6 protein-coding genes are annotated in these 3,584 nt (G+C 64.1%); 4 read left to right on the top strand and 2 right to left on the bottom strand.

Annotated elements, in window-relative coordinates:
* Positions 1 to 257 precede the first annotated feature (257 nt).
* Positions 258 to 548 (bottom strand): hypothetical protein, encoded by a 291-nt coding sequence (locus tag AC1DP3_RS18040; protein ID WP_477295707.1) that lies wholly within the window; start codon positions 546 to 548, stop codon positions 258 to 260.
* A gap of 126 nt (positions 549 to 674) precedes the next feature.
* On the opposite strand from AC1DP3_RS18040, the gene AC1DP3_RS18035 reads away from it, so the two are divergent.
* Entirely contained in the window at positions 675 to 1,370 is a 696-nt protein-coding gene (locus AC1DP3_RS18035) for a hypothetical protein (RefSeq protein WP_477295705.1), read from the top strand.
* Between the two features lie 448 nt (positions 1,371 to 1,818).
* Here the strand turns inward: AC1DP3_RS18035 and AC1DP3_RS18030 are convergent, their stop codons facing one another.
* The gene (locus AC1DP3_RS18030; protein ID WP_477295703.1) at positions 1,819 to 1,998 is read right to left on the bottom strand and encodes a helix-turn-helix domain-containing protein; all 180 of its coding nucleotides are present in this window, start codon (positions 1,996 to 1,998) and stop codon (positions 1,819 to 1,821) included.
* A gap of 119 nt (positions 1,999 to 2,117) precedes the next feature.
* Here AC1DP3_RS18030 and AC1DP3_RS18025 point away from each other — a divergent pair, with 119 nt between their 5' ends.
* From AC1DP3_RS18025 to AC1DP3_RS18015, 3 genes are all read left to right on the top strand, one after another.
* Positions 2,118 to 2,762, top strand: coding sequence for a hypothetical protein (locus tag AC1DP3_RS18025; protein WP_477295701.1), 645 nt, complete (start codon positions 2,118 to 2,120; stop codon positions 2,760 to 2,762).
* Positions 2,763 to 2,902: 140 nt separating this feature from the next.
* Entirely contained in the window at positions 2,903 to 3,100 is a 198-nt protein-coding gene (locus tag AC1DP3_RS18020; RefSeq protein WP_477295699.1) for a hypothetical protein, read from the top strand.
* 33 nt (positions 3,101 to 3,133) lie between these two features.
* Positions 3,134 to 3,478: a type II toxin-antitoxin system PemK/MazF family toxin gene (locus AC1DP3_RS18015; RefSeq protein ID WP_477295697.1), complete on the top strand. Its 345-nt coding sequence runs from the start codon at positions 3,134 to 3,136 to the stop codon at positions 3,476 to 3,478.
* Positions 3,479 to 3,584: the final 106 nt, after the last annotated feature.

Below are 3,584 nucleotides of genomic sequence, written 5' to 3'. Positions count from 1 at the left end.
GAGCTGGGACCGATCACCCTCGGAGCATCCATCTTGACGTCCAACCGCTGCTGGACGACTAGGTGCGCTGCTTGGGAGCACAGTGGGTGGTCGAAGTGTCCGGACCGTCCGGGCGCGTGGAAGGAATCAATGTCCAAGGACGTCCCGCTGATGACACGCCCGTCGCCAGAGGCGGCACCACTCTAGGGTCACCCGTCAGCGAGATCGAGTCGCCCGGCGCGAACACCCACCGTGGGAGAAGAACATCTCGAGTCTGATCACTCATGGACGCAGGACGGCGTGCTGCTCTCCGCGCTTGTCGACTCGGGAACGGTGACATCACTGGGAGTGGGCACCGTCTTCCGATACCTGGACTGCAGCTGACGGCGACGCCGCGACATCCCGTCGTGGGCGAGTTTAGAGATCGACACGAGCCGAACCGGACCGAGCTGGTCCGTCGGAATGCTCCCGCTCTCTATGCCGAGCTTCATCCTGCGGTAGTCGACGCCGACGAGCTTGGCGGCATCGGGCAGGGAGGTGGTACTGATGGCGGCGCTTGTAACRAGCATTCTGTCGGGGGTGGCGCATGGCGGGTCCACCTCCACCCCCAGAGGCGACTGCATCCGAAAGCATCGTTGCCTTCAGTGCACGGCGCGTCCACTAACGGTGGTTTGGAGTCCTGCCATGCTGTYGCTGTGCTTCTTCGACTCGCGATGGTAGTCGCGACCGCCCTACCGCTCACCAGATCTACGCCGCTGGCGTCATTTACAGTTGTCCCCCTTGAGCCGATCCGCGTCGAAGTCGTTGGAGACGAGTTGCTCGCGGTGATCGGGCTGTTGGTCTCTGCGGGCGCCGCCATTGTTGGCTTGATCGCTGCGATCGCGTCAATGAGTGCCGCGAGGGCCGCTCGGGACGCCGCCACCATCGGCGAGAAGTCCGCAGAGCACTCCGCAGAGGCGGCCAGGGCGGCTCGCATGACCGCCGAGTACGAGCGTGCGACGTTTGAGATGGCCCGCGAGGATCAGATCGCAGCGCAGGCGCGAGAGGTGTTTGTGGAGTGGGGGCAGTCAAGCTCCGAAATCGATGGCGGCAATCATCAGGTGTATGTCGCCGTTGACAATAGGAGTAATGCCCCGATCTCATTCGTCAGCTGCTGGGGCATCTACGACGGAGCCGAGGCCACGGAGCGCGCCGACCTTGGAGTCGTCACCGCAGCCAAGAAGACTGGCACGTGGGTGGCTGTGAGCGGCAATGTCCCCTATGACGGCGGCTACGATCACACCAAGACGCGAGCCGTTGTGCGGTTCACCGACGCTAGCGGTCTGCGGTGGGAGCGCTGGACGAACGCCTCGCCTACGACACTCGACGACCCGGCGAGGCGATCACTCTAGTTGGGGAGGTCAAGTGATGCTGGAATCACGACCTAGAAATCTCGCTCGAAAGTCAGCTCGGCGACCGCTACATAGCGGACATCGGGGGCACGTCGCGAATCTATATCGTCCTCTGGTTCGGTCCCGATGACTGGTCGGATGGAGATGCGAGACGAGCACAGGCCGTTAGACGCAACCGCCCGCAAGGCGCCCGATGATTGGACGAAATAGCCGAGCGGCTCCGTCGCTCGGATATCGAGGTCAGCGTCGTGCATCTCGATGCGTCGTTGACGAGGCCTGCCGGCCAAGGTTGATGCGTCCGATGCCGGGACACCACCCCATGCCGACGAGCTTGTTCTGCACTCAGAACCTCTATTGCGCCCACGACGGGCTCTTCCAGCGGCTCGATGCTGATGCCGCGACCACGCACCTGCTCGCCGAGTTAAGTCACGCTTTGCTTGTGCAGCCGTCAGGCGTTGATCCCGAACACGCGCAGCAGCGGCACGCGGGGGATCATTCGGCGCGGGCCAAGCTGGACCGTGGGAATGGTCCCGCTCTCGATGCCGAGCTTGATCGTGCGGTAGTCGACGCCGACGAGCTTGGCGGCATCCTTCATCGTCAGAGCAAGGTGCTCCGGTGAGTTGTTCATAGCCCGTTCCTTCCTTGAGCCAGCAGTGTCAGTCTCCCTTCGTGGCAAGGTATCACACATGTGAGCCAAGATCGACACTCTTCTTCGCAAATCGCCGGCAACCTGGAATAGTGGGCTCTATGGCAGRCGTCGAGGCATATGACATCAGCGACGAACGCATCGATCTCGGCAGCCGCGTAACGCTGCCGAAGTCTTGGCATGCGCGCGTGTCGGGCGAGCAGGACGTGCCCGGGACGATCACCGTGCGCGTGGAGTGGGATGCCGCGCTCGGTCGCACTGCCGTCGTGTTCGCCGCCCTTGAGCGCGAAGGCGAAGGCGTCGACATCACCAGCCAGATGCTCCGCGAGGTGCGCACGCATTGGATCATGACGAGGTCGGCGCTCGAGGTGGTCACCGTCGACGTCGGCGGGAAGGATGCCGGCGACCGGGACCGCATCCCGGTGCGGGAGTTTCTCAGTCGATTGCTGGCGCAGGAGGACCGCGAACAGTTGGAGTCCCTGTACGCCGCGATCGCCGTCTATCGCGTCGCCACGGCAATCAGCTACCCCCCGCTCAAGCTCGTCGCCGACACCCTCAAGATCAGCCAGAGCACCGCAACCCGCCTCATGACACGCGCCCGCGATGCCGGTCTCGCGCCGGAAGTGCGGATCCAGGAGCCGCGGCGGGCGCCGGCGGTTGACCCGTACAACCCCGGCCGGCCGTACGACCGTACGAGGCCGCACCACGGACCGTCTGGGCCGGGGGGTCCGTCTATCGGGTTATGACTACTGCCGCGAGGACGACGTCCGGCCACGCGTTAGCGCTCAGGTAGCGGCGATTCGGTCTGAATCACTTCGCGTGACGGACTCTCGCTCTAGTCGTTAGCCCGGGACGTGTGCTTTCTTGCGGTCGGTATACTTCGAGTATGACTACGACCATCAAAGTCAGCGACGAACTCCGCGACCGGCTCAAGGAGCAAGCCGCCCGTGACGGGCTCACGCTCGGGGCGCACCTCGCGCATCTCGCAGATGCCGAGGACAGACGATGGGCGTCTCCAATTGCTGAAGTCCTCGATCGACGCGTCGACCAGCGACGATGCAGGGTCGTACTCTGCGGAGACTGAAGACTGGGAGCGCACCGAACTGGCCGACGCTTCGTGACGACCGCCGACCTGGCCCCGGGTGTCGTAGCCTGGGCGGCACTCGAGCCTGTCCGCGGCAGAGAGCAAGGTGGTCATCGCCCGGTTCTGATCGTTGCGTCCGCGGGCTACTTGGATGCCGTGACGACCCTCGTCATCGTGTTGCCGATCACGACCACCGACCGCGGATGGCCTAACCACGTTCGCGTGGAGGGGTCGAGCGGGCTGGACCGGCCATCGTGGGTCATGACCGAGCAGCCTCGCACGCTGTCGCGGGATCGACTTACGGGGGTAGCTGGCGAAGTCTCGATCGACTGTCTGAGAGCAGTACGCACCTGGCTGGGCGACTTCCTAGATCTCTGACTAGCGCGGCATCACAACACAGACGCCGCATGAGCGCCTTCGCTCGATCACGGCACTGCTCTACATTGCCAGCCGGGTCAGGCCCGAACGTTCACTGCTGCTCACC

The sequence above is a fragment of the Microbacterium sp. P5_B6 genome, from assembly GCF_056400345.1.
This window is presented reverse-complemented; position numbering and strand designations above follow the sequence as displayed.